General features: G+C 53.6%; 21 protein-coding genes. 15 read left to right on the forward strand and 6 right to left on the reverse strand.

The genetic code is table 11. The annotated features are described in order from the left end of the window. The first annotated feature begins 79 nt into the window (after nucleotides 1–79). Nucleotides 80–1,513: a PTS glucose transporter subunit IIBC gene (gene ptsG, locus NBA72_RS00345; protein ID WP_000475705.1), complete on the forward strand. Its 1,434-nt coding sequence runs from the start codon at nucleotides 80–82 to the stop codon at nucleotides 1,511–1,513. 84 nt (nucleotides 1,514–1,597) lie between these two features. Here the strand turns inward: ptsG and fhuE are convergent, their stop codons facing one another. Then, nucleotides 1,598–3,772 (reverse strand): ferric-rhodotorulic acid/ferric-coprogen receptor FhuE, encoded by a 2,175-nt coding sequence (gene fhuE / locus NBA72_RS00350; protein WP_042949856.1) that lies wholly within the window; start codon nucleotides 3,770–3,772, stop codon nucleotides 1,598–1,600. Nucleotides 3,773–4,113: 341 nt separating this feature from the next. Between fhuE and hinT the strand changes: the two genes are divergently transcribed. The 8 genes from hinT (at nucleotide 4,114) to NBA72_RS00390 (ending at nucleotide 10,186) form a co-directional block, all read left to right on the forward strand. Next, nucleotides 4,114–4,473 (forward strand): purine nucleoside phosphoramidase, encoded by a 360-nt coding sequence (hinT, locus tag NBA72_RS00355; RefSeq protein WP_001532068.1) that lies wholly within the window; start codon nucleotides 4,114–4,116, stop codon nucleotides 4,471–4,473. A 2-nt stretch (nucleotides 4,474–4,475) separates the two neighbouring features. After that, on the forward strand, nucleotides 4,476–4,850 hold the full coding sequence (locus tag NBA72_RS00360) for a YcfL family protein (protein WP_000589563.1): 375 nt from the start codon (nucleotides 4,476–4,478) through the stop codon (nucleotides 4,848–4,850). A 13-nt stretch (nucleotides 4,851–4,863) separates the two neighbouring features. Then, nucleotides 4,864–5,502, forward strand: coding sequence for a penicillin-binding protein activator LpoB (lpoB, locus tag NBA72_RS00365; RefSeq protein ID WP_042949858.1), 639 nt, complete (start codon nucleotides 4,864–4,866; stop codon nucleotides 5,500–5,502). After that, nucleotides 5,483–6,307: a thiamine kinase gene (thiK, locus tag NBA72_RS00370; RefSeq protein WP_042949860.1), complete on the forward strand. Its 825-nt coding sequence runs from the start codon at nucleotides 5,483–5,485 to the stop codon at nucleotides 6,305–6,307. Before lpoB ends, thiK begins: the two co-directional genes overlap by 20 nt. A gap of 10 nt (nucleotides 6,308–6,317) precedes the next feature. Next, nucleotides 6,318–7,343, forward strand: a complete 1,026-nt coding sequence (gene nagZ / locus NBA72_RS00375; RefSeq protein WP_000529340.1) for a beta-N-acetylhexosaminidase — start codon at nucleotides 6,318–6,320, stop codon at nucleotides 7,341–7,343. Nucleotides 7,344–7,367: 24 nt separating this feature from the next. After that, the gene (gene ycfP / locus NBA72_RS00380) at nucleotides 7,368–7,910 is read left to right on the forward strand and encodes an alpha/beta hydrolase YcfP (protein WP_000587943.1); all 543 of its coding nucleotides are present in this window, start codon (nucleotides 7,368–7,370) and stop codon (nucleotides 7,908–7,910) included. A gap of 253 nt (nucleotides 7,911–8,163) precedes the next feature. Further along, nucleotides 8,164–9,468, forward strand: coding sequence for an NADH-quinone dehydrogenase (gene ndh, locus NBA72_RS00385; protein ID WP_000211053.1), 1,305 nt, complete (start codon nucleotides 8,164–8,166; stop codon nucleotides 9,466–9,468). A 178-nt stretch (nucleotides 9,469–9,646) separates the two neighbouring features. Beyond that, nucleotides 9,647–10,186: a glycine zipper 2TM domain-containing protein gene (locus NBA72_RS00390; RefSeq protein WP_001043449.1), complete on the forward strand. Its 540-nt coding sequence runs from the start codon at nucleotides 9,647–9,649 to the stop codon at nucleotides 10,184–10,186. Between the two features lie 74 nt (nucleotides 10,187–10,260). Here the strand turns inward: NBA72_RS00390 and comR are convergent, their stop codons facing one another. Further along, nucleotides 10,261–10,896, reverse strand: a complete 636-nt coding sequence (gene comR, locus NBA72_RS00395) for a TetR family copper-responsive transcriptional repressor ComR (RefSeq protein ID WP_000205986.1) — start codon at nucleotides 10,894–10,896, stop codon at nucleotides 10,261–10,263. A 241-nt stretch (nucleotides 10,897–11,137) separates the two neighbouring features. Between comR and bhsA the strand changes: the two genes are divergently transcribed. After that, complete coding sequence (gene bhsA / locus NBA72_RS00400) at nucleotides 11,138–11,395, forward strand: multiple stress resistance protein BhsA (RefSeq protein ID WP_000800159.1); 258 nt, start codon at nucleotides 11,138–11,140, stop codon at nucleotides 11,393–11,395. A gap of 96 nt (nucleotides 11,396–11,491) precedes the next feature. Here bhsA and ldtC read toward each other — a convergent pair whose 3' ends face one another. Then, nucleotides 11,492–12,457 carry a L,D-transpeptidase LdtC gene (ldtC, locus tag NBA72_RS00405; protein WP_042949862.1) on the reverse strand — a complete coding sequence of 322 codons (966 nt, stop codon included), beginning with the start codon at nucleotides 12,455–12,457 and terminating at the stop codon, nucleotides 11,492–11,494. Nucleotides 12,458–12,604: 147 nt separating this feature from the next. After that, the gene (gene mfd, locus NBA72_RS00410; RefSeq protein ID WP_001114323.1) at nucleotides 12,605–16,051 is read right to left on the reverse strand and encodes a transcription-repair coupling factor; all 3,447 of its coding nucleotides are present in this window, start codon (nucleotides 16,049–16,051) and stop codon (nucleotides 12,605–12,607) included. A gap of 337 nt (nucleotides 16,052–16,388) precedes the next feature. Here mfd and lolC point away from each other — a divergent pair, with 337 nt between their 5' ends. Genes lolC through cobB form a run of 5 tightly spaced genes read left to right on the forward strand, consistent with a single transcriptional unit; the run spans nucleotide 16,389 to nucleotide 21,306 of the window. Then, on the forward strand, nucleotides 16,389–17,588 hold the full coding sequence (gene lolC, locus NBA72_RS00415; RefSeq protein WP_042949863.1) for a lipoprotein-releasing ABC transporter permease subunit LolC: 1,200 nt from the start codon (nucleotides 16,389–16,391) through the stop codon (nucleotides 17,586–17,588). Next, nucleotides 17,581–18,282 carry a lipoprotein-releasing ABC transporter ATP-binding protein LolD gene (gene lolD, locus NBA72_RS00420; RefSeq protein ID WP_001033714.1) on the forward strand — a complete coding sequence of 234 codons (702 nt, stop codon included), beginning with the start codon at nucleotides 17,581–17,583 and terminating at the stop codon, nucleotides 18,280–18,282. Before lolC ends, lolD begins: the two co-directional genes overlap by 8 nt. Continuing rightward, a complete protein-coding gene (lolE, locus tag NBA72_RS00425) occupies nucleotides 18,282–19,526 on the forward strand; it encodes a lipoprotein-releasing ABC transporter permease subunit LolE (RefSeq protein WP_000168091.1) in 1,245 nt (414 codons plus the stop codon). Before lolD ends, lolE begins: the two co-directional genes overlap by 1 nt. A 28-nt stretch (nucleotides 19,527–19,554) precedes the next feature. Beyond that, on the forward strand, nucleotides 19,555–20,466 hold the full coding sequence (gene nagK / locus NBA72_RS00430) for an N-acetylglucosamine kinase (RefSeq protein WP_000291330.1): 912 nt from the start codon (nucleotides 19,555–19,557) through the stop codon (nucleotides 20,464–20,466). Nucleotides 20,467–20,484: 18 nt separating this feature from the next. Beyond that, a complete protein-coding gene (cobB, locus tag NBA72_RS00435; RefSeq protein ID WP_001191856.1) occupies nucleotides 20,485–21,306 on the forward strand; it encodes a Sir2 family NAD+-dependent deacetylase in 822 nt (273 codons plus the stop codon). An 81-nt stretch (nucleotides 21,307–21,387) separates the two neighbouring features. Here cobB and potD read toward each other — a convergent pair whose 3' ends face one another. Both potD and potC read right to left on the reverse strand, forming a co-directional pair. Beyond that, nucleotides 21,388–22,434, reverse strand: coding sequence for a spermidine/putrescine ABC transporter substrate-binding protein PotD (potD, locus tag NBA72_RS00440; protein WP_000759335.1), 1,047 nt, complete (start codon nucleotides 22,432–22,434; stop codon nucleotides 21,388–21,390). A 24-nt stretch (nucleotides 22,435–22,458) separates the two neighbouring features. Next, complete coding sequence (gene potC, locus NBA72_RS00445) at nucleotides 22,459–23,238, reverse strand: spermidine/putrescine ABC transporter permease PotC (RefSeq protein WP_000580299.1); 780 nt, start codon at nucleotides 23,236–23,238, stop codon at nucleotides 22,459–22,461. Nucleotides 23,239–23,537: the final 299 nt, after the last annotated feature.

The following is a 23,537-nucleotide window of genomic DNA, read 5'->3' on the forward strand; positions in this document are numbered from 1 at the left end:
CTGTCCACGGCGGGGTTCTCCCCCCTCGCCAATGCGTGAGAACGTAGAAAAGCACAAATACTCAGGAGCACTCTCAATTATGTTTAAGAATGCATTTGCTAACCTGCAAAAGGTCGGTAAATCGCTGATGCTGCCGGTATCCGTACTCCCTATCGCAGGTATCCTGCTGGGTGTCGGTTCCGCTAACTTCAGCTGGCTGCCAGCCGTTGTATCGCACGTTATGGCAGAAGCGGGCGGATCTGTTTTTGCCAATATGCCGCTGATTTTCGCTATCGGCGTGGCGTTGGGCTTCACCAACAACGACGGCGTTTCGGCTCTGGCGGCGGTAGTAGCGTATGGCATCATGGTGAAAACCATGGCTGTGGTTGCGCCGCTGGTTCTGCATTTACCTGCTGAAGAGATCGCCGCTAAACACCTTGCTGATACGGGTGTTCTCGGGGGGATTATCTCCGGTGCGATCGCAGCGTATATGTTTAACCGCTTCTACCGTATCAAACTGCCTGAGTATCTGGGCTTCTTTGCGGGCAAACGCTTCGTGCCGATCATTTCGGGTCTGGCCGCTATTTTTACCGGTGTGGTGCTGTCTTTCGTATGGCCGCCAATCGGTACGGCTATCCAGGCGTTCTCGCAGTGGGCGGCTTATCAGAATCCGGTTGTCGCGTTTGGTATTTACGGTTTTATCGAGCGCTGCCTGGTGCCGTTTGGTCTGCATCATATCTGGAACGTTCCTTTCCAGATGCAGATCGGCGAATACACCAACGCAGCGGGTCAGGTATTCCACGGCGACATTCCGCGTTATATGGCGGGCGACCCGACGGCGGGTATGTTGTCTGGCGGCTTCCTGTTCAAAATGTACGGTCTGCCGGCTGCGGCCATTGCTATCTGGCACTCTGCTAAACCGGAAAACCGCGCAAAAGTGGGCGGTATCATGATTTCCGCCGCGCTGACCTCGTTTTTGACGGGTATTACCGAGCCTATCGAGTTCTCCTTCATGTTCGTGGCGCCGATTCTGTACATTATTCACGCGATTCTGGCTGGTCTGGCATTCCCGATCTGTATCCTGCTGGGGATGCGTGACGGTACGTCATTCTCCCACGGTCTGATCGACTTTATCGTGCTGTCCGGTAACAGCAGCAAATTGTGGCTGTTCCCGATTGTTGGCGCCGGTTATGCGATTGTGTACTACACCGTGTTCCGCGTGCTGATCAAAGCGCTGGATCTGAAAACGCCGGGTCGTGAAGACACTACTGATGACGCAAAAGCGGGCGCGACCAGCGAAATGGCGCCGGCTTTGGTTGCGGCGTTTGGCGGTAAAGAGAACATCACTAACCTGGATGCCTGTATCACGCGTCTGCGCGTGAGCGTAGCCGATGTAGCGAAAGTGGATCAGGCTGGCCTGAAGAAACTGGGCGCGGCAGGCGTTGTCGTCGCGGGTTCCGGCGTTCAGGCTATTTTCGGTACGAAATCCGATAACCTGAAAACGGAAATGGATGAGTACATCCGTAACAGCTAAGCAGTAATGATGTTGGGGAGAATTAAGGCAGCCATTCGGCTGCCTTTTTTAATGGCGCTTTATATGCCGCTCTCCGACAGTCTGTCAGAACTGATAATTGGCGGTGAGGCTGACGTTACGCGGCGCGCCGTAAACAATGGAACCATCAATATTGGTGTCGTAGGTTTTATCGAACAGGTTGTTGATGTTTCCCTGTACGGAGAAATTTTTCGTCACCTGATAGCGGGTAAACAGATCGACCAGCGCATAGCTGCCCTGTTCGGCGCGAAAAGTGCCGTACGGCGTCGTGGTATCTTTGTAAACCCGATTCTGCCAGTTCACACCGCCGCCGACCGTCAGCTCCGGTATCGCCGGCAGACGATAGCGGGTGAATAACTTCACGCTGGTGCGCGGGAGATTAGGGTTCACGGCGTTACCTTCATTGTCCTCGGCAACATATCGGGTAGCCCCGAAAGTCATCTGCCAGTTATCGGTAATTGCGCCGTTCACTTCGAATTCGACGCCTTTGCTCACCGTTCCGTCAGTAGACTTCCAGGCAAACTCCCCATTATTGCCAGGGATGGGAATAGTGGTTGCCTGAGCGACGTTATCCTGCTCAATGCGGAACACGGACAACGTGGTGGTGAGGCGGCTGTTCATCCAGTCGGACTTCAGGCCCGCTTCATAGTTATTACCGGTAATCGGAGCCAGATATTGACCCGCTTTGTCGCGTTTATTCTGCGGCTGAAAGATAGAGGTATAACTGGCATAAGCGGACCAGTTGTCGTTGATATCATAAATCAGCCCGGCATACGGCGTGGTATGGTTTTTCTCCATGCTGTAGGTCAGTGTATCAACACGCCAGTTGGTATAACGAGCGCCAAGAATCAGATGCAGCGGGTCGGCCAGCGAAATGCGCGTAGCGGCATACAGCGATTTCATATGCGTGGTATCGTCCTGCGCCAGATTTTGTGGCGCCCAGTGGGTTTGGGGGAAATTACCGTTAAAGGCGCTGAAGTTGCCAATGTCGTCCGGAAAGACGTTCGCCCAGGCGCTAAAATAGCGGTTATTCTGCTTACTATAACTGCCGCCAAACATCATATTGTGCTGACGGCCAAACAGCTCATAAGCGCCATCGGCAAAGAGATCTATGGCATCTACTTTGCGCTTGCCGCTGTTCCAGCCCGTACCGCCGACCACGGGGTAGCTTGCGCCATAAGGACTCACTAGCGTACCTGTCTCTTTATCGACTAACGCATCGATATACATCATTTTACTGTCGAATTTGACCTCAGTATGGGTCGCATTCAGGGTCGCCTGCCAGCTTTCGGCAAAACGCTGCTTAAGCGTGACGAAGAATTTATTTATCTCTTTGTTGTTATAAGCCCAGTCCGGGGCGGTACTACGCGCGCGGTCATAGCTATTTTTGCTGCCATCGGTGTTCCAGCGCGGCAGACCGCCCCAGGTCGGGCTATTGACATCAATTTTTTGATATTCATAACCGGCTGAAAGGCCAGTGGTTGCACCCAGATCGGCATCGACAATTCCGGAAAAGAACGCTTTCTCACTGTTATAGCGGTCCAGCCAGGAATCATTATTCTGATAACCCGCCACGATGCGCCCACGGACATTGCCGTCTGCGGTGAGCGGACTTTGCAGATCCATGACGTAACGCTGCTTATTCCAGCTACCGTATTCTGTGGAGACGTTACCTTTGAACTCCCGACTGGTGGCGTGTTTACGAATCATATTTATTGAGGCAGAAGGATTACCGGTTCCGGTCATCAGCCCATTCGCGCCGCGAACCACCTCCACGCGCTCATACAGCGCGGTATCCGTTAGCGCATCGCCCAGATTCCAGCGGGACTCAAAATACGTTGGAATACCGTCAACCATATAGTTGTCAATTTCAAATCCGCGCGAGTAATAGCTGATGCGATCGGAGTCAGCCTGGCTTCCGCTGATCCCCAGCGTATTGGTCATCACCTCGCCCAGGGTTTGCAACTGCTGGTCTTCCATACGCTGTTGGCTGACAATACTGACCGACTGCGGGATATCGCGCTGAGTCATCGGCATTTTGGTGCCCGCAGCGGTCGTTTTCACGCTGTAATCCTGTTCTTCGCGGTTTACGGCGTCAGCGGTCGTCGCGCCTTCGACAATAACGGTATCCTCAGCCGCGAAGGCGGCAGGCATAAATGCCATCGCCATACCCATAGCTAACAGCGACGGTGCGGCGGTGGACGGAAGGTGTTTGTCCCGGCGGTATTGAATGAAAGACATCTGAAAATCCTTGCTTGTTATTGGGGTAAGTTCAGGACGTATGACGTTGAACCTTTTCATTCTTTGCTAGTTAATGCGCATAAAAATGCAAATGAGAAATATACGCATTTGTATTAAATGTGTAAAACGGTATAAACAGGGAAACTAAAAATATTTTTTAAGCGTACAAAGGCGTCATGGCAGGGGGATATGGCGGTAAGTCCAGCATGTAGTCATTTTTCGCTTAATAAATCGTGGGTTAAAGTTGAAAGAGCGTCGGTAACTCGCTCATACTCTATACTCGCAGTATGGCTCGGCGTAGCATGTGCGCTGCAAGGGCTATTATGAAAAAGGAAAACGTCGTGGCAGAAGAAACTATATTCAGCAAAATTATTCGTCGTGAAATCCCTTCGGATATCGTTTATCAGGATGAGCTGGTCACCGCCTTTCGTGATATTTCACCGCAGGCGCCGACGCATATCTTGATTATTCCCAATATCCTGATCCCAACCGTCAATGACGTGACGGCGGAACATGAACAGGCGTTAGGTCGGATGATCACCGTGGCGGCGAAAATCGCCGAACAAGAAGGCATTGCCGAAGATGGGTATCGTTTAATCATGAATACCAACCGTCATGGGGGCCAGGAGGTTTATCATATCCATATGCACCTACTGGGCGGCCGCCCGCTAGGCCCGATGCTGGCGCATAAAGGCTTGTAAGTATGATCAAAGGATGCATCGCGGTTTCTCTGGGCTTGCTGCTGCTTACCGGCTGCCGGTCACACCCTGAAATTCCGGTAAGCGACGCGCAGTCGCTGGTGATGGAGTCCACGGTTCTGGCGGCGGGCGTCACCGCAGAGCCGCCTGAACTGACGGCGTCTGATATCCAGCCATCAGCCTCTTCCCGCGTCTATAACGAAAGGCAAGAGCCCATAACCGTTCATTATCGGTTTTACTGGTATGACGCGCGGGGGCTGGAGATGCATCCGCTGGAGGCGCCGCGTAGCGTAACCATACCCGCGCGTTCGTCGGTAACGCTATTTGGCAGCGCCAATTATCTGGGGGCGCATAAGGTCAGGCTTTATCTTTATTTGTGAGGAGTGAATTTTGATGACAAAAATGCATCGCTACGCTGCCATTGCTGCGCTGGCGATATTTCTCTCCGGGTGTATGGCGCAACGTCAACCTGCGCCAGTTGAAGAGGTAAAACCAGCGCCAGAACAACCCGCGCAGCCGCCGCAACCTCCTGTTGTGCCGTCTGTGCCAACCATTCCACAGCAACCGGGGCCGATCGAACATGAAGATCAAACGGGCCAGCCAGCGCCTAAGGTGCGCCACTATGACTGGAACGGCGCGATGCAACCGCTGGTCAGCAAAATGTTGCAGGCTGATGGCGTGATGGCCGGAAGCGTATTGCTTGTCGACAGCGTGAATAACCGGACGAATGGGTCATTAAATGCGAACGAGGCAACGGAAACGTTACGTAATGCGCTGGCGAACAACGGTAAATTTACGCTGGTCTCCGTACAGCAACTCGCGATGGCAAAACAGCAGCTAGGGTTGTCTCCGCAGGATAGTCTGGGAACGCGCAGTAAAGCTATTGGCATTGCGCGCAATGTCGGGGCGCAATATGTACTTTACTCCAGCGCATCCGGTAACGTTAACGCGCCTGCATTACAGATGCAGTTAATGCTGGTGCAAACTGGCGAGATAATCTGGTCAGGTAAAGGTGCGGTCCAACAACAATAATCCCTTAACGCGCGACGAGATCCTGTCGCGCTATTTTCCCCAGTATCGTCCCGCCGTCGCCGCATCGCAGGGGCTAAGCGGCGGGAGCGGTATTATTGCCCACGATACTCACCGTATCGTGCTGCGCCGTCATCACGACCCCGACGCTCCACCAGCCCATTTTTTACGTCATTACCGCGCCTTATCCCAATTGCCGGCCTGTCTTGCGCCGCGAGCGCTTTTTTATACGCCAGGCTGGATGGCGGTAGAATATCTGCATGGTGTGGTAAATTCCGCTCTGCCAGATGCCGACGAACTGGCGGCCTTACTGTATCATTTGCATCAACAGCCGCGTTTTGGCTGGCGTATCGCGCTATCGCCACTATTGGCGCAGTACTGGTCGTGTTGCGATCCGGCAAGGCGTACGCCGTTTTGGTTGCGGCGGCTCAAACAGTTGCAAAAAAACGGAGAACCTCGCCCGCTGCGGCTCGCGCCTTTGCATATGGATGTCCATGGCGACAATATAGTATTAACGCCCGCCGGGTTGAGACTGATTGACTGGGAGTATGCCGGAGACGGCGATATTGCGTTGGAGCTGGCGGCAGTATGGGTTGAGGATGAACGCCAGCACCGACAACTGGCAGACGCTTATGCCGCGCGCGCGCGAATCGACGCCCGGCAACTATGGCGACAGATACGATTATGGCACCCCTGGGTCATTATGCTAAAAGCAGGGTGGTTCGAATACCGCTGGCGACAAACCGGCGAGCAACAATTTATCAGGCTGGCCGATGAAACCTGGCGCCAGCTACGTATGAAAGGATAAGGAGAGCAGTGTGGGCCCAGTAATGTTGAATGTCGAAGGATGTGAGCTGGATGCGGAGGAGCGCGAGATACTGGCGCATCCGCTGGTTGGCGGGCTTATTCTGTTCACGCGTAATTACCATGACCCGGAACAGCTGCGCGAATTAGTGCGCCAGATTCGGGCGGCATCGCGTAACCATCTGGTGGTGGCCGTCGATCAGGAAGGCGGGCGCGTACAGCGTTTCCGTGAAGGGTTTACCCGCCTGCCCGCGGCGCAATCTTTTTTTGCGCTGCATGGGCTGGAAGAGGGGGGACGACTGGCGCAGGAGGCAGGGTGGCTGATGGCCAGCGAAATGATCGCGATGGATATTGATATCAGTTTTGCGCCAGTGCTGGACGTCGGGCATATCAGCGCGGCAATTGGCGAGCGCTCCTATCATGCCGATCCCGCAAAAGCGTTGGCAATGGCAACGCGCTTTATTGACGGCATGCATGACGCCGGGATGAAAACGACCGGTAAGCATTTCCCCGGCCACGGCGCGGTCACGGCGGACTCCCACAAAGAGACGCCGTGCGATCCACGTCCTGAAACGGATATCCGTGGCAAAGATATGTCGGTGTTCCGCACGCTGATTAGCGAGAATAAACTGGATGCGATTATGCCTGCCCACGTGATCTACCGCGCTATCGATCCACGCCCGGCAAGCGGTTCGCCGTACTGGCTGAAAACGGTGCTGCGTCAGGAGTTAGGCTTTGACGGCGTCATTTTCTCCGACGATCTGTCGATGGAGGGCGCGGCGATTATGGGCAGCTATGCTGAGCGCGCTCAGGCGTCGCTGGATGCGGGTTGCGATATGATTCTGGTCTGCAATAATCGTAAAGGCGCAGTCAGCGTGTTGGATAATCTGTCGCCGATCAAAGCAGAACGTGTTACACGTTTGTATCATAAAGGTTCATTTTCACGCCGGGAGCTCATGGACTCAGCACGCTGGAAAACAGCCAGCGCCCAGCTCAACCAGTTACATGAACGCTGGCAGGAAGAAAAAGCAGGTCATTAACTCGAGTTTTCGTGAGGGTGCCAGATGATTATTTATTTACACGGTTTTGATTCAAATAGTCCGGGCAACCATGAAAAAGTGTTGCAATTACAGTTTATCGACCCGGATGTTCGGCTGGTAAGCTACAGTACGCGGCATCCTAAGCACGATATGCAGCATCTGCTGAAAGAAGTGGACAAAATGTTGCAGTTGAATGTGGACGAGCGCCCTTTAATCTGTGGCGTGGGGCTGGGCGGTTACTGGGCGGAGCGGATTGGCTTTTTGTGCGATATCCGTCAGGTGGTTTTTAACCCGAACCTGTTCCCCTATGAAAACATGGAGGGGAAAATCGATCGCCCGGAAGAATATGCGGACATCGCTACAAAGTGCGTGACCAACTTTCGCGAAAAAAATCGCGATCGTTGTCTGGTGATCCTCTCGCGTCATGACGAAGCGCTGGACAGCCAACGCTCAGCGCAAGCGCTTCACCCGTTTTATGAAATTGTGTGGGATGAGGAACAGACTCACAAATTCAAAAATATTTCGCCGCATTTGCAACGTATCAAAGCGTTTAAAACGCTGGGATAACGCCCCCGGCAATATGGCGTTATCAGTGACCGGATAACCAGCCTTGCGGCTGGTTTTTTTATGCTCAATTCTCGCAAACTGTCTATCTTTTCAGCATGAAAACTTGATGCACATCAATTTTGGTATGACCAATGCACCGTTCATGCTATTCTCATATCAGAAGCTTATTCTCATTAACGTAACTTGTTGTTAATTAAAGGCTATGCTAATAACTTTTAATTAACAATTGGTTAATAAATTTAAGGGGGTCACGTTGACTACACCATTAAAAAAGATCGTGATTGTCGGCGGCGGCGCTGGCGGGCTGGAAATGGCGACGCAGTTAGGCCATAAACTGGGGCGCAAGAAAAAAGCGAAAATCACGCTGGTAGACAGAAATCACAGCCATCTGTGGAAACCATTGTTGCACGAAGTGGCGACTGGCTCGCTGGACGAAGGCGTGGATGCACTGAGCTATCTGGCTCATGCGCGTAATCATGGTTTCCAGTTCCAGCTGGGGTCGGTGATGGATATCGATCGCGAAGCGAAAACCATCACCATTGCCGAGTTGCGTGATGAAAAGGGCGAACTGCTGGTGCCGGAGCGCAAAATCGCGTATGACACGCTGGTGATGGCGCTGGGCAGCACCTCTAATGATTTCAACACGCCGGGCGTGAAAGAGCACTGTATCTTCCTCGATAACCCGCATCAGGCGCGCCGTTTTCACCAGGAGATGCTGAACCTGTTCCTCAAGTATTCGGCTAATCTGGGCGCGAACGGTAAGGTCAATATCGCCATCGTTGGCGGCGGTGCGACGGGGGTTGAGCTGTCGGCTGAACTGCATAATGCGGTAAAACAGCTGCATAGCTATGGTTATAAGGGGCTGACCAACGACGCGCTGAACGTGACGTTGGTTGAGGCTGGCGAGCGTATTCTGCCTGCGTTGCCGCCGCGTATCTCCAGCGCCGCGCATAATGAACTGACCAAACTGGGCGTTCGCGTACTGACGCAAACTATGGTCACCAGCGCCGACGAAGGCGGTCTGCATACGAAAGAAGGTGAATATATTCAGGCCGATCTGATGGTGTGGGCGGCGGGTATCAAAGCGCCAGATTTTATGAAAGAGATTGGTGGTCTGGAAACGAACCGCATCAACCAACTGGTGGTGGAACCGACGCTGCAAACCACGCGCGATCCTGATATTTATGCGATTGGCGACTGCGCTTCCTGCGCACGTCCGGAGGGAGGTTTTGTGCCGCCTCGCGCTCAGGCGGCGCATCAGATGGCTACCTGCGCGATGAATAACATTCTGGCGCAGATGAATGGCAAACCGCTGAAAGCTTACCAGTATAAAGATCATGGATCGCTGGTCTCTCTGTCCAACTTCTCTACCGTGGGTAGTCTGATGGGGAACCTGACCCGCGGTTCAATGATGATTGAAGGACGTATCGCCCGCTTCGTGTATATCTCGCTATACCGTATGCACCAGATAGCGCTGCATGGATACTTTAAAACCGGCCTGATGATGCTGGTGGGCAGTATTAACCGCGTCATTCGTCCGCGCCTGAAACTGCATTAATTTCTCTGCGTCTCACCGGCTGCTCGCGCCGGTGAGCGCTTCTCCATCACTCGCTTCGGAGTTGTCCGAATCCTTCAGCTTTACCGCCTCATCCCGCATTTTTCATCCTCATTCCGATTGGCTTTGTTCGCATACTGGTTGCAAAATTGTTACCAATAGCAACGAAGGAGGAACTCCCGTGAATAAATCAATGTTGGCGGGTATAGGGATTGGCGTAGCGGCTGCGCTGGGTGTGGCGGCAGTGGCCAGTCTCAACGTATTTGATCGTGGTCCGCAGTATGCGCAGGTGATATCGGCTAAACCGATTAAAGAGACGGTAAAAACGCCGCGTCAGGAGTGCCGTAATGTCACGGTCACGCATCGCAGACCGGTTCAGGACGAAAACCGTATTGCCGGCTCGGTGCTTGGCGCAGTAGCAGGCGGCGTGATTGGACATCAATTTGGCGGCGGTCGTGGTAAAGATGTGGCGACGGTCGTCGGGGCGCTGGGCGGCGGTTATGCTGGCAATCAAATCCAGGGGTCAATGCAGGAAAGTGATACTTACACTACCACGCAGCAACGCTGTAAGACGGTGTATGACAAATCTGAAAAGATGCTTGGCTACGACGTGACCTACAAAATTGGCGATCAGCAGGGCAAAATCCGCATGGATAAAGACCCCGGAACGCAAATTCCCCTCGACGGCAATGGCCAACTGGTTCTGAATAACAAAGCATAAAAAAGCTGTACTCTGCAAGTTAGCCCCTCATTCGCTCAGGCTGAGGGGCTTTTTTTTATCCGAAGCCGCGTCGTTCAGGACTTGAGCAGTTCAGGCCAGATGCGCAGAGTCGTACGCGTAATTTGCATCAGTTGTTCGAAGGTGGCACCTTCACGGGCGCTGATCGACATTCCCTGTAAAATACAGTTTATATATTCTGCGAGCGCCTGCGGGTTACAGTGCGCCGGAATTTCACCGCGCTCCTGACGTTGGCGCAGAAACTGGATGAGCGTCTGTTCCTGCATGGCGTGGCGTGATTTTACCGTGCGGGCGATATCGCGCGAGGAGGCGGCCAGGGTGGCGGACGTATTAATCATAAAGCAGCCAGCCGGCGTGTCTGTACTGGTAAAGCAGGCGGCAATTTCTGTGAAGTAATCTTCCAGCGCCGATTCTACGCTTTTCTCTTCACAAAAGAGCTGGGCTTCGTGTTTTGAGGCAAAGCGAGTGATGTAGCGATCCAGGACAGCGCGAAATAATCCTTCTTTGTTAGTGAATTCCGCATAGAGAGTAGGCGCTTTCGCCCCGGTAGCCTCTACGAGATCGGCAAGCGAAGTTGCTTCATAGCCGTGCTGCCAGAAGAGAGTCATGGCCTTATCAAGCGCGGCTTCCCTGTCGAACACTTTTGGTCGGCCACGGCTTTTCTTCGCGCAACTCGTGGTATCCGTTGTCATGATGCCGTTGTACCTGTTTAAAGAGCGGTCTCTCTATTATAAAAACAAACCACTTCTGGCTCCAGAGTATTCATTAGAAAAATAAATCAATTCTATTCACATGAAAAATAACATCTTTATAAATTATATAACGATCATTATAAAAATAGGTTGACGTGTGATGTAGATCACATCTATGATTAATTTATCGATCGTTAAGTTAATGCTTACGACACCCATTCATCTGCTAAAGGTCATCACTATGAAAAACGTAAAAACCCTCATCGCTGCTGCGGTACTGAGTTCGCTCTCATTCGCCAGCTTCGCCGCCGTTGAAGTTCAGGCAACGCCAGAAGGTCAACAGAAGTTCGGCACCATTTCCGCGAATGGCGGCACGAATCTGGGCTCGCTGGAAGATCAGCTGGCGCAAAAAGCGCAGGAGATGGGGGCGAAGTCTTTCCGTATTACCTCTGTTACCGGCCCGAATACCCTCCACGGTACGGCGGTAATCTATAAGTAAGCATTAACCCTCATTAATGCCGCTGCGATTGCCACAATAAAAAGAGAAAGCCTCGCGATGCATCGCGAGGCTTTTTTGTCGGTCAGCTATTCACGCTTACAGCGTCTGCGGTTTCGCCTCTGATTGACGGGTTACATCCACCGGCATTCCGGAGCGCACTTCCATAACATGTTCCATCACCGCGGCGTCGGTCTGCGGCGCGTCCTTAAAGGTCTGCATCGGGCCATTCAGCACAATCGGCAGCACCTGCGGATCGTCGCCTATATTTTTAGACAGCGGCTGATGAACTTCCACCAGTCGCACGCCGCCTGGCTCCACCGAGGCTTTAATCGGCGTATTGATAATATTCACTTTGGTTCCCGGCGTGACCTGACGGAACAATGTCTCTATATCACCGTCGCGCAGACGGATACAGCCGGAACTGACGCGCATACCAATGCCAAAATCGGCATTCGTGCCATGTAACAGATAGACGCCGCCGTAGGCCGCTAAACGAATCGCGTGATGCCCCATTGGGTTATCGGGACCGGCAGGCACCACGGCGGGGAGATCGATACCTTGCGCTTTATAACGGGCGCGAATATTGGCGGTCGGCGTCCAGGTTGGATTGGCGCGTTTATCCGAAATGGTCGTCACCATCGTTGGCGTCAGGGTATCGCCGCCTAGTTGGCCAATCCCGATAGGGTAGACCGTGACCGTATTTTTCCCCGGTTGATAATAGTAAAGCCGTAATTCCGCGAGGTTAATGACGATACCTTCACGTGGCGCGTCCGGTAGCAGCGTTTGCAGCGGAATCGTCAGCACGCTGCCTGCGCGTGGCACGTAAGGATCAATGCCGGGGTTGGCCTGTAACAGGGCTAAAAAGCCCACGTTATATTTTTTGGCGATCGCCTCCAGCGAGCCGCCGTCGTCTTCAACGACATGGAATTTATTTTCTCCCACCAGTCGACTGCCGGGGGGCGGAAGAGGCCACGTATTCGCCTGCGCGGGAAGGGCAAGCATGATGGTCGCGGTAAGCGCAAGCAACGCCCACCAGCGAGAGAGTCGCGTATTGTTGAACATTATAATAAACCCATGATTATTATGTGGTTATTTTTATAAAAGAGGAAATAAGAATTATGGCGGCTGGCTGTGTCTGGAACTGCAGGGAAGTGCAAAGAATTTGTAAAGATTAGGCCGGACGCAGAGTAATGACGCCCGGCCTGACGCTTATGCAATAGCGTTTTCTTCCAGTTGCTGCATAAACTGGCGTACCCAGTCTATACGCGTTTTACGTTCGCTTAAATCCTGAATAAACTTGAGGCGCGTCGGGCCATCCAGACGGAAATGCTGCGGCTGTTTTTGCAGCAACCCGATAAGCCAGGCGGGGTCAACGTGGTTTTTCTCGGCGAACTCAATCGTTCCGCCTTTCTCGTTACCCTCCAGTTTTCGGATGCCGAGCTTTTGCGCCTGTTGGCGCAGGCGTGCGATATCCAGCAGATTACGCGCCGGATCGGGCAGCAGGCCGAAGCGGTCGATCAATTCCACTTTGATCTCTTCCAGCTCGTTTTCGTTCTTCGCGCTGGCAATGCGTTTATAGAATGACAGCCGGGTATTAACATCCGGAATAAAATCATCCGGCAGTAACGACGGCATTCGCAGCTCGACTTCCGTTTGCTGACTGGTGAGATCTTCCAGCGAGGGTTCGCGGCCTGCTTTCAGCGCATCGACGGCGTTTTCCAGCAATTCCATGTAGAGTGAGAAGCCGATGGTTTCCATTGAGCCGCTTTGCTCTTCGCCAAGCAGTTCGCCCGCGCCGCGGATCTCCAGATCGTGAGTCGCCAGCGCAAACCCGGCGCCTAAATCCTCCAGCGACGCAATCGCCTCCAGCCGTTTTTGCGCATCGGTGGTCATGGCCTTAGGATGTGGCGTCAACAGCCAGGCGTAGGCCTGGTGGTGCGAGCGCCCAACGCGGCCACGCAGCTGGTGCAACTGCGCGAGGCCGAAATGATCCGCGCGTTCAATGATGATCGTGTTAGCGGTGGGAATGTCGATCCCCGTTTCGATAATGGTAGTACACACCAGCACATTAAAACGTTGATGGTGGAAATCATTCATGACCCGTTCCAGCTCACGTTCTCGCATCTGCCCGTGGCCTATAGCGATTCGCGCTTCCGGCACCAGTTCCGCCAGCCGCTCTGCGGCTTTCTGAATATTTTCGACGTCATTGTACAAATAGTAAACCTGACCGCCGCGCAGGATTTCACGCAGAATCGCTTCCCTTACTACCAGGCTATCATACTCGCGGACAAAGGTTTTTACCGCCAGACGACGGGCAGGGGGGGTGGCGATAATGGAGAGATCGCGCATACCGCTCATCGCCATATTCAGCGTCCGCGGGATCGGCGTCGCCGTGAGCGTCAGAATATCGACATCGGCGCGCATCGCCTTAATTCGCTCTTTGTGGCGCACGCCGAAACGGTGCTCTTCATCGACAATCAGCAGGCCGAGGTCGCGCAGCTTCACATCGCTTTGTAGCAGTTTATGCGTACCGATCAGAATATCGATCTTACCCTCGGCGGCTTCCGCCAGGATTTGCGTCTGCTCTTTGGCGCTGCGAAAGCGGGACAGCATCTCAATGCGTACCGGCCAGTTGGCGAAACGGTCGCGGAAGTTGTCATAGTGTTGCTGCGCCAGCAGCGTAGTCGGCACCAGTACCGCTACTTGTTTATGGTTTTCCACTGCCAGGAACGCGGCGCGCATCGCCACTTCGGTTTTGCCGAAGCCGACGTCGCCGCACACCAGCCTGTCCATCGCCAGCGGTTGGCACATATCGCTCAATACGGCGTTAATCGCCTGTGCCTGATCGGGCGTCGTTTCAAACGGGAAGCTGTCGCAGAATAACTGATACTGCTCACGATCATGCTTAAAGGCAAAACCCTCTTTTGCCGCCCGTTGCGCATAAATATCCAACAGTTCCGCTGCGACATCGCGCACTTTTTCCGCCGCTTTCTGCCGGGCGCGCGACCAGGCGTCGCCGCCCAGTTTATGCAGCGGCGCACTTTCTTCCGCGCCGCCGGCATAGCGGCTAATCAGATGCAATGAGGAGACCGGCACATACAGTTTGGCGTCATTGGCGTAGGTGAGCATCAGATACTCACCCTTGATGCCGCCAGCCTCCAGAGTGGTCATGCCGGCATAGCGTCCGACGCCGTGCTCCAGATGCACTACCGGTTGACCGACGTGGAGCTCCGCCAGGTTACGAATCAACGTATCCGGGTTGATCGTGCGGCGGGAATCCAGGCGGCGACGCGCCACCCGCTCACCCAAGAGATCGCTTTCACAAATCAGCGCCAGATTGCGTTGGGTGTCGATAAAGCCATGTTCTGCGGCGCCAATCATCAGATAGCGTCCCGCATCCTGCGCCTCGTCCAGGCGTAATATTCGCTTCGGCGCGATTTTTATGCGAGCCAGGAGCTCTCCCAGCGCTTCGCGGCGTCCTTCGCTTTCCACCGAAAAAATCACCGGACCGCTGAAAGATTCGAGGAATTTACGCAGCGCGTCCAGCGGCGCTTTCTGCTGTGCCTGGATAGCCAAATCCGGTAATTTCTGGAAACCAAGATTGGTATTGGCGGCTTTTTCCGGCAGATGGTCGGTTTTAAGCTGGAGGCGAGGCCAGCGTTTAAGCTCGGAAAAGAGCTCATCTACCCGTAGCCAGAGGGCTTCCGGCGGCAAAAGCGGGCGCATAGGATCGACGCCGCGATTTTCAAAACGTGCCAGCGTATCGGCCTGAAAGCGTTCGGCGCTGGTTTCCAGCGAGCCGGTATTCACCACCAGAGTATTGGCGGGGAAATAGCTAAATAATGGCGGTAACGGTTCGCTGAAAAAGAGCGGCTGCCAGTATTCGATCCCGGCGGGCAGAGTGCCTTTGCTGACCTGCTGATAGATGTGCTCGGCGTCGCGTTTTACCTCAAAGGTATCGCGCCACTGGCTACGGAAAAGCTCAATAGCGGCTTTGTCGGTAGGAAATTCGTGCGCGGGCAACAAATTGATGGCCTCGACCTCCTCCAGCGTACGTTGGGTATCCGCGTCAAACAGACGCAGGCTGTCGATTTCATCATCAAAAAAGTCGAGGCGATAAGGTTGTTCGCTGCCCATCGGAAAGAGATCCAACAGCGCGCCGCGCGTCGCGTATTCGCCATGCTCCATCACCTGATCGACATGCCGATAACCGGCGCTGTCAAGCTGCGCGCGCAGAGCGTCGCGGGACAGCCGCTGGCCTTTTTTCATCACCAGCGCATGACCATGCAGATAGCTATGCGGACAAACGCGCTGCATCAGGGTGTTTACCGGTACAATCAAGACGCCGCGCTGCATTGACGGCAACTGGTAGAGCGTGGACAGGCGCGAAGAGATAATTTCCTGATGCGGGGAGAAGCTGTCATACGGTAGCGTTTCCCAGTCCGCCAGGTTCATCACCATCTGATCGGTAAACTGGCGGATTTCATCATGCAATCGCAGAGCATTTTGCATGTCAGGCGCTATGAGTACCACCGGACCGGCATGGCGTTCGGCTATCTCCGCCACCAGCGTAGCGCAGGCGGCGCCGGTAAGTTCGCCCAACTGGCGCTGATCGCCCGCTTTTGTCGGCAGCGTGTAACGTTGTTTTTCAGGCATAACGGTTGTCAGTATCTCTTTTTGTTTTACGCCGCACTCTACGCGTCACCCTTCAGGCTGCTTCATGGTTGGCTGCGCGCCGGGACAGCATGAAGGACTCAGGTATTCAGGGGCATATGACTGATAAGCAATGTTCTTTATTATCCGCGATCGTTGTTTATTAGCAAATTGAATCCGCCGGATAACACGTCGAACAGGTAAAGTATGAACATGTAAGTGACTTGATTTGTCGGCCTTATTCAGAATAGCGCTGACGAACTCTTACGGTTCAGACATTTACGCATTCCGCTTTCGCTTATATACTCGGGACTTTGCTAACAGCAACCAGACGGATTACATGTATCAACCTGTCGCTCTATTCATCGGCCTGCGTTACATGCGCGGGCGTGCAGCAGATCGCTTCGGTCGCTTCGTTTCCTGGCTTTCCACTATCGGCATTACCCTGGGGGTGATGGCGCTGGTCACGGTATTGTCGGTGATGAACGGTTTTGAGCGCGAACTGCAAAATAACATTCTTGGTTTGATGCCTCAGGCCATCCTCTCTGCTGAACATGGTTCTCTTAACCCGAATCAGATGCCGGAAAAAGCGGTGAATCTGCAAGGCGTTAACCGTATTGCGCCGCTGACGACGGGCGATGTCGTACTGCAAAGCGCGCGTAGCGTTGCGGTTGGCGTGATGTTGGGTATCGAGCCGGCGCAAAAAGATCCGTTAACGCCGTATCTGGTCAATGTGAAGCAAAGCGAATTACAGCCGGGTAAGTATAATGTCATCCTCGGCGAGCAGCTCGCCGGACAGTTAGGGGTCAACCGCGGCGATCAGATTCGGCTAATGGTGCCATCTGCCAGCCAGTTTACGCCAATGGGACGTCTGCCCAGCCAGCGTCTGTTTACGGTGATTGGCACATTTGCCGCCAATAGCGAGGTCGATGGCTATGAAATGCTGGTCAATATTCAGGACGCATCGCGTTTAATGCGCTATCCGGCAGGCAATATTACCGGCTGGCGTCTGTGGCTGGATGAACCGCTGCAAGTCGATACCCTCAGCCAACAGACGCTGCCGCAAGGCACTAAGTGGCAGGACTGGCGCGAACGTAAAGGCGAGTTGTTCCAGGCTGTGCGCATGGAAAAGAACATGATGGGATTGTTGCTGAGCCTCATCGTGGCGGTCGCGGCTTTTAACATTATTACTTCGTTGGGTCTGATGGTCATGGAGAAGCAGGGCGAAGTGGCGATTTTACAAACTCAAGGGCTGACACCGCGACAAATTATGATGGTCTTTATGGTGCAGGGCGCCAGCGCCGGGATTATCGGCGCGCTGTTGGGCGCCGCGCTGGGCGCATTGCTTGCCAGCCAACTGAATAACCTGATGCCGATCATCGGCGCGTTTCTGGATGGCGCTGCGTTGCCCGTGGCGATAGAGCCGTTACAGGTGATCGTTATCGCGCTGGTGGCAATGGCCATCGCGCTGCTTTCTACGCTTTATCCTTCCTGGCGCGCTGCCGCCACTCAACCCGCTGAGGCTTTACGTTATGAATAAGATCCTGTTGCAATGCGACAACCTGTGCAAACGCTATCAGGAAGGCACCGTACAAACCGACGTGTTGCACGATGTCAGCTTCAGTATCGGCGAAGGCGAAATGATGGCGATCGTCGGCAGTTCCGGTTCGGGTAAAAGTACGTTGCTGCATCTGTTAGGCGGGCTGGATACGCCTACCTCCGGCGATGTGATTTTTAGCGGCCAGCCGATGAGCAAACTCTCTTCTGCGGCAAAAGCGGAATTACGTAACCAGAAACTGGGGTTTATCTATCAGTTTCATCATCTCCTGCCGGATTTTACGGCGCTGGAAAACGTGGCGATGCCATTATTGATTGGCAAAAAGAAACCGGCGGAGATTGACGCTCGGGCGCGAGAAATGTTGCATGCTGTAGGGCTGGAGCATCGCGCAACCCATCGACCTTCGGAACTTTCCGGCGGTGAGCGCCAGCGTGTCGCGATAGCGCGCGCGTTGGTGAATAACCCGCGTCTGGTACTGGCGGATGAGCCGACCGGTAATCTGGATGCGCGTAATGCCGACAGTATTTTTGAGCTTCTGGGCGAGTTAAATCGTCTGCAGGGAACCGCGTTTCTGGTGGTGACTCACGATTTGCAACTGGCGAAACGTATGAGCCGCCAGCTTGAGATGCGCGATGGCCGCCTGACGGCGGAACTGAGCCTGATGGGGGCGGAGTAATGGCGTCGCCTTTATCATTGTTAATTGGCTTGCGTTTCAGCCGTGGACGGCGGCGCGGCGGTATGGTTTCGCTCATTTCCGTCATTTCTACCATCGGTATCGCGCTGGGCGTGGCGGTATTGATTGTCGGTTTAAGCGCGATGAACGGTTTCGAACGCGAGTTGAATAACCGTATTCTGGCGGTGGTTCCGCACGGGGAGATTGAAGCGGTCAATCAGCCGTGGACCAACTGGCGTGAAGCGCTGGCAAAAGTGCAGAAGGTGCCGGGCATTGCCGCCGCCGCGCCGTATATCAATTTTACCGGCCTGGTAGAGAGCGGGGCGAATTTGCGCGCCATTCAGGTTAAAGGCGTCGACCCTAAGCAAGAGCAGCAGCTTAGCGCGTTACCGTCATTTGTGCAAAATCACGCCTGGGATCATTTCAAAGCGGGCGAGCAGCAGATCATTATCGGTAAAGGCGTCGCCGATGCGCTGAACGTGAAACAGGGCGACTGGGTGTCCATCATGATCCCCAATGCGAATGCCGACCATAAGCTGCTCCAGCCCAAACGCGTGCGTTTGCATGTCATCGGGATTCTGCAACTGAGCGGCCAGCTCGATCACAGCTTCGCCATGATCCCGCTTGAGGATGCGCAGCAGTATCTGGATATGGGGTCCAGCGTTTCCGGTATCGCGCTTAAAGTCCACGACGTGTTTAATGCGAACAAACTGGTGCGTGACGCGGGTGAAGTGACTAACAGCTATGTCTACATTAAGAGCTGGATCGGCACCTACGGCTATATGTATCGCGATATCCAGATGATTCGCGCCATTATGTATCTGGCGATGATTCTGGTGATCGGCGTGGCCTGTTTTAATATCGTTTCCACCTTAGTGATGGCGGTAAAAGACAAAAGCGGCGACATTGCGGTATTAAGAACGCTGGGGGCGAAAGATGGTTTGATTCGTGCCATTTTCGTCTGGTACGGGCTACTGGCGGGCTTGCTGGGCAGTTTGATTGGCGTGGCGATCGGCGTTGTCGTTTCGCTTCAGCTTACCGCCATTATTAATGGGATTGAAAAGGCGATCGGGCATCAGTTTTTGTCCGGCGATATCTATTTTATCGACTTCCTGCCATCCGAATTACATTGGCTGGACGTTGTTTACGTACTGGTCACGGCGTTGTTGTTAAGCTTACTGGCGAGCTGGTATCCGGCGCGGCGGGCGAGCAACATTGACCCTGCGCGAGTATTGAGCGGCCAGTAATCGCGGAATATAAAAACAAGGAGCGGTGATGTATTACGGGTTTGACATTGGCGGAACAAAGATTGCGTTAGGCGTATTTGACTCAACGCGGCGGCTGCAGTGGGAAAAACGGGTTCCCACGCCTCATACCAGCTATAGCGCCTTTTTAGACGCTGTGTGCGAACTGGTCGCGGAAGCCGACCAGCGATTTGGCGTAAAAGGGTCGGTAGGGATTGGCATACCCGGTATGCCGGAAACCGAAGACGGCACGCTGTACGCCGCGAATGTCCCGGCAGCCAGCGGTAAGCCGTTGCGCGCCGATCTCAGCGCCCGACTGGATCGCGATGTGCGTCTGGACAATGACGCTAACTGTTTTGCCTTGTCCGAAGCCTGGGATGATGAATTCACGCAATACCCTTTGGTTATGGGGCTTATCCTCGGCACCGGCGTCGGCGGCGGCCTGGTGCTAAATGGGAAGCCGATTACCGGTCAGAGCTATATCACTGGCGAGTTTGGTCATATGCGTTTGCCGGTTGACGCGCTAACGTTGATGGGGTTTGATTTTCCTCTCCGCCGTTGTGGATGCGGTCAGATGGGCTGCATTGAGAATTATCTGTCCGGGCGCGGGTTTGCGTGGCTATATCAGCATTATTATGATCAATCGCTGCAGGCGCCGGAGATTATCGCGTTGTGGGAGCAAGGCGATGAGCAGGCGCACGCGCATGTTGAGCGCTATCTGGATTTACTGGCGGTTTGTCTGGGGAATATACTGACGATTGTCGATCCCGATTTATTGGTGATCGGCGGCGGACTATCGAACTTTACGGCAATAACAACGCAACTGGCGGAAAGACTGCCGCGCCATCTCCTCCCTGTTGCCCGCGCGCCGCGCATTGAGCGTGCGCGGCATGGGGATGCAGGTGGGATGCGCGGTGCTGCTTTTTTACATCTTACCGACTAATCAAAAAAAGAGGTTGTTATGCAGTCGCGTCGGTTTCATCGATTAAGCCGCTTTCGTAAAAATAAACGTCTGTTGCGTGAACGTCTGCGCCAGCGGATCTTTTTCAGAGACAGAGTGGTGCCGGAAATGATGGAAAACCCAAGAGTATTAGTCCTTACAGGTGCAGGAATTTCTGCAGAGTCTGGTATTCGTACGTTTCGCGCGGCGGATGGCCTTTGGGAAGAGCATCGGGTTGAAGATGTGGCGACGCCGGAAGGATTCGCCCGTAATCCAGGGCTGGTGCAGACATTTTATAATGCCCGCCGTCAGCAGCTTCAACAGCCGGAAATACAACCCAATGCGGCGCATCTGGCGTTAGCGAAGCTTGAAGAAGCGCTTGGCGATCGCTTTTTGCTGGTGACGCAAAACATCGACAATTTGCATGAACGCGCGGGCAATCGCAACATCATTCATATGCATGGCGAGCTGTTGAAGGTGCGCTGTTCGCAAAGCGGCCAAATTCTGGAATGGAACGGCGATGTGATGCCGGAAGATAAATGTCACTGCTGCCAGTTCCCGGCGCCGCTACGTCCGCACGTGGTGTGGTTTGGCGAGATGCCGCTTGGCATGGATGAAATTTATATGGCGCTGTCGATGGCGGATATTTTTATCGCCATTGGCACATCCGGTCATGTCTATCCGGCTGCGGGTTTTGTGCATGAAGCAAAACTGCACGGCGCACATACGGTGGAACTGAATCTTGAGCCAAGCCAGGTCGGCAGCGAGTTTGAAGAGAAGCACTACGGCCCGGCAAGCCAGGTTGTGCCGGAATTTGTTGATAAATTCCTGAAGGGGCTGTAGTGCTGTTTGCCCGGTAACGCCTTATCCGGCCTACATTTCACGTTACGTTCATCTGTAGGCCCGACAGGCGCTTTGGCTGAATTAGCGTCCTGCTTTTAGCTTCTGATAATACTCTTCATAAATGGCGCTGGCGTCGCCGACATCGTTTTGCCACTCGCCTTTGCTGATGGTTTGCGCATCCGGATAGAGCGACTTATCATTGGCGACCTCCGGGCTTAACAGCTTACGCGCCGCCAGGTTGGGGGTAGGGTAGCCGATGGTTTCTGCCACCTCTTTCGCGACGTCAGGACGCAGCAGGAAGTTGATTAGCTTCAGTGCACCCTCTTTATTCTTCGCATTCGCCGGAATAGCCAGGCTATCCATCCAGAAAATACCGCCTTCCTTCGGCCAGACGACCTCCAGCGGCGTGCCAGCCTGACGAGCAACGAAGGCCGAACCGTTCCACACCATCCCCAGGTTGACTTCCCCTTCCATATACGGATTCGCCGGATTATCGGAGTTGAAGGCCGCTACGTTCGGCATCAGTTTTTTCAACTCTTCATATGCCGCTTCAATCTCTTTCGGATCGGTAGTGTTACCGGAATAACCTAGCTTGCGCAGCGCCATCTGGAAGACTTCTCGCGCATCGTCGGTTAAAAGCAGGCTGTTTTTATATTCCGGTTTCCACAAGTCAGCCCAGCTGGTAATGGTTTTTGGATCGATAGCATCGCTGTTCACGCCAATCGCCGTTGCGCCCCAGATATACGGGACAGAATAATCGTTGTTGGGGTCAAACGGTTTGTTGAGCATTTCCGGATCGAGGTTGTGGAAATTGGTTAATTTCGACTTATCGATCTTCTGGATCATGCCTTCTTTGCGCATTTTGTCGACATAGTATGTAGAAGGAACAACCAGGTCATACGCGCCATCTTTATAGGTTTTGAGTTTGGCATACATGGTTTCGTTCGACTCGTAGGTCGAATAAATCACCTTAATGCCGGTCTCTTTAGTGAACTGTTCCAGCAGGCCCGGCGGCACATACTCAGTCCAGTTATAGAAATAGAGCGTGTCGTTGTCGGAGGCATGAGCGGTACTCATACCCAGCGCCAGGGCACCCGCCGCGAGCAGGTGGCGTGACCATTTTTTCATTTAACGTCCCCTGAATTACGGGCCTTATCGGCCCTTGGTTTTATCACGAGCAATAAGCTGGCTGGCAATGACCATTACCAGAGACAGCACCAATAAAACGGTCGCCAGCGCGTTCACTTCTGGTGAAACGCCGACTTTTACCATGGAATAAATCTTTAAGGGTAAAATTTCATAGCCCGGCCCGGTGACAAACGACGAGACCACTACATCGTCCATCGACAACGTAAAGCTCAGCAACCAGCCCGCCGCCACCGCCGGCATCGCCAGCGGCAGAATGATTTTGCGTAAAATCGTTACCTCACTGGCCCCCAGGTCTTTTGCGGCTTCCAGCATTCTGACATCAAAGCCTTTCAGGCGCGAATAGACCGTGACGACCACAAACGGCAGGCTAAAGGTGATGTGCGAGAACAGCAACGACCAAAAGCCCAGTTGAATGCCGAGTAACATAAACAGCACCAGCAGGGAGATCGCCATCACGATATCCGGCGACATCATTACTACAAACAGCATCCCGCTGACGAATGGCTTCCCGCGAAAGCGGTAGCGATAAAGCGCCACCGCGGTTAACGAGCCAATCAACGTGGCGAAGGTCGCTGAAAAAATCGCCATCGTCAGTGAATGTTGAGCGGCCTGCAACAGACTGTCGTTATTGACCAGGAGTTCGTACCATTTAGTGGTAAAGCCCTGCCAGTTAATGCCGAACCGCGAACTGTTGAAGGAGTTCACGATCAGAATAATGATGGGAATATACAGATACGCATAGATGGCAGTCATGAAACCGCCACGGAGCAGCCGACCGATCATTCAAGTTCCACCTTCTTATTCAGAGGATGGGGTGCTTTTAGAGTATTGAAAATGATCAATTTTTTCTCTTCTCCAAAATCTCTCCAAAACGTCTCGCGGTTATCAGCAGCCAGGAAGAAGCAAGCTGCCGCTTGAAGCCGCGAATTTTACAACAAATTGCCAGACGAGCGGGAAAAAAAGGCCATTTAAATGACTATTCTCATCCGATCCGGTCATATGCGGCATTATTGCGCCAGGCAAGAGGTTACTCTGTAGGCAAACAGGAAGTACGTGAGTAAACCCTGAACGTGACGTCTGAG

Source organism: Salmonella sp. NW1250, from assembly GCF_051812965.1.
In the GTDB taxonomy this organism is placed as follows: domain Bacteria; phylum Pseudomonadota; class Gammaproteobacteria; order Enterobacterales; family Enterobacteriaceae; genus Salmonella; species Salmonella enterica.